3 protein-coding genes and 2 pseudogenes are annotated in these 2,190 nt (G+C 45.0%); 4 read left to right on the top strand and 1 reads right to left on the bottom strand.

Going from position 1 to position 2,190, the window contains the following annotated elements:
- The 4 genes and pseudogenes from AC2VE5_RS26130 to AC2VE5_RS26115 all read left to right on the top strand — a co-directional run.
- Positions 1–120, top strand: a pseudogene (locus AC2VE5_RS26130) (IS1 family transposase); the annotation flags it as partial.
- A gap of 45 nt (positions 121–165) precedes the next feature.
- Positions 166–591 carry a pPIWI_RE_Y domain-containing protein gene (locus tag AC2VE5_RS26125; protein WP_486890474.1) on the top strand — a complete coding sequence of 142 codons (426 nt, stop codon included), beginning with the start codon at positions 166–168 and terminating at the stop codon, positions 589–591.
- A gap of 46 nt (positions 592–637) precedes the next feature.
- Positions 638–1,198 (top strand): GIY-YIG nuclease family protein, encoded by a 561-nt coding sequence (locus AC2VE5_RS26120; RefSeq protein ID WP_486890473.1) that lies wholly within the window; start codon positions 638–640, stop codon positions 1,196–1,198.
- Positions 1,199–1,214: 16 nt separating this feature from the next.
- Positions 1,215–1,979: a DUF7168 domain-containing protein gene (locus tag AC2VE5_RS26115; protein ID WP_486890472.1), complete on the top strand. Its 765-nt coding sequence runs from the start codon at positions 1,215–1,217 to the stop codon at positions 1,977–1,979.
- Between the two features lie 94 nt (positions 1,980–2,073).
- Here AC2VE5_RS26115 and AC2VE5_RS26110 read toward each other — a convergent pair.
- Positions 2,074–2,190, bottom strand: a pseudogene (locus tag AC2VE5_RS26110) (IS630 family transposase); the annotation flags it as partial.

Below are 2,190 nucleotides of genomic sequence, written 5' to 3'. Positions count from 1 at the left end.
ATGCGTCAACGTATTGCTCGATTGGTCAGAAAGACGCTTTCGTTTTCTAAGAAATTAGAGAATCATATTGGTGCTATTTGGCTTTTTATCCACCATTACAATAAATCCTTACATGTTTAGCACTACCATCTTAGACGGCAGTAAAACTTAGCTTGAACAATAGGCATGACTGTTGACCCGACAAAACTAGACGACCTCGAAATGCTCTCCCTACTTGCGCTTGGGCTAAATGCCTATATGGAGCGAGTCATGGCAGGCGAAAAAGACCCATTTCCCTACCCCGATGCTCTACTGTGCGGTTTTAATCAACTAATCCTCACCTGTGCTTTGCGCGATGTACCTAGAGCGCAGCGACCGACAAGCATCCCTGAGTTTGTAGCTAATTGGGCAATTCTACCTTTAGCAGAATGGGGAGTAAAGCTAGATATTCCAGTGGATATGCTTGCAGGAGATGAGCGCTTGCTCGATCCAGACTACGATGGTAGCCCAACAGCATTATGTCGAAAACTTAGCCGAGGGGAAGTGATACCTTTGACAGTCAAGGGAACAACTATCGCCGATAGGACAGCTAACCCAAAGGCGATCGCATAAGTTCTAGGGGGTCTACAATAATTTAGTTGAAACCAGAGTTAATCTTGTGGAAACCCATCAACTTGACCTGTTTGCTGGCGTTGTAATTCCTAGAAGTAGCAGCAGACCAGAAAGCCTAAGCATGGATGCGGACGCATTAGTGCGGTGGAAAACAAGAATTGCTACCCACCAGCAACAAATGAAGGAAAGCCAGCCTGTGCAAGGGAGTTTGTTTAATGTGACTAGGGCGCACGTTAACCCCGACAACATAGACCCTTTCAGCCTTAGCCTATGCCCAATGTCGTTTTATCGCTTACCAGCAGATAGCCCAGGTGAGGCTTGTATATACTTTGTGTTAGATAGTGCTGCTGGGTTAGTTTTGTATATTGGTGAGACGAGCAAGAGTAACAAACGATGGAAAGGAACTCATGACTGTAAGAGGTATTTAGACAAATACCAAAGTCTACATTACCAGCATGGGCTATCATGTGCAGTTAATATGGCGTTCTGGTGGGATGTACCTGCGGTGGCAAGAGCAAGGCAGCAGATGGAGTTGGGGCTGATTGAAAGGTGGAAAGCGCCGTTTAACAAGGAAAATTGGACTTTATGGAGTGCGCCGTTCGTTTGAACATTAATAAGGAATTATGCAAGAGATTATCGACCGTATTCATAAACTCCTAGCACTTGCCACTTCAGCAAACGAGTACGAAGCTAGTGCGGCGGCAGCTAAGGCTCAAGAAATTTTGACAGAGTATAATCTGCGACTTGAAGATATCAAAACCAGTCAAAAGTCTCCCGCGCTCCCAATCGAGCAAATTACAGTTGGCTCTAATAGCCGAAAAGTTTATTGGAAAGGCTTTATCGCCAATGCGATCGCTAACGCTAACTTTTGCAAAATGTGGTGGATGAGCGGGAAGATGGTTGTAGCAGGAAGAAGTCATAATGTAGCGATCGCTCTGTCGCTATACGATTACCTGATTAAAACGGTAGAACGATTAGCGGCTGAGGGAGTGAAGGCGGAGAAACAAGCATGGCGTATTTATTTAAGCCAGGTTGAAGGCACTGACATTGAAGCCTTGGCACAACCAAATTGGCGTAGATGGAAATCGAGCTTTATCACTGGCTGTTCTAAGCGGCTCTTGGAGCGGATTGAAGAACAAACGCAACAGATGAATAGCGAAGGTATCCCTAATACAAAAGTAACAGGGCTGGCTTGCCGGATGGCTCACGAACGCGAACAAGAGGCGATCTCACAGTGGCGGCAAGAACAAGGAATTACTCTAACTGGGCGCAAAGCAACTTCTAAAGCAAGAGTGACCAGAGATGGTTACATGGCTGGACAACGTGCAGGCGACTCTATTAGTCTTGAGCGTCAATTGAGTAGCGCCAGTAGCCAACTAAGTAGGTAAGCGTAATTAAACTGAAGATAAGTTTCAGAAGAGATGTAACTGCGTAAAGCTTTCAAGCGATGTCATCTTATATTTAATTTGACCTATAGCAATCCTAGGTGGGTTGTGGAAAGACAGCATACTCAAATAACTTTGGGAAGTTAAAGGTTCGACCGTGAGTTACAAGTTCAAACAGGAGTTTGACAAGAAAAAAGGAATCACACAGGTGGTA

Source organism: Aliterella sp. E5.1 (genome assembly GCF_057473825.1).
Note: the sequence above shows the minus strand (reverse complement) of the source record. Positions and strands in the feature narration are given on the sequence as shown.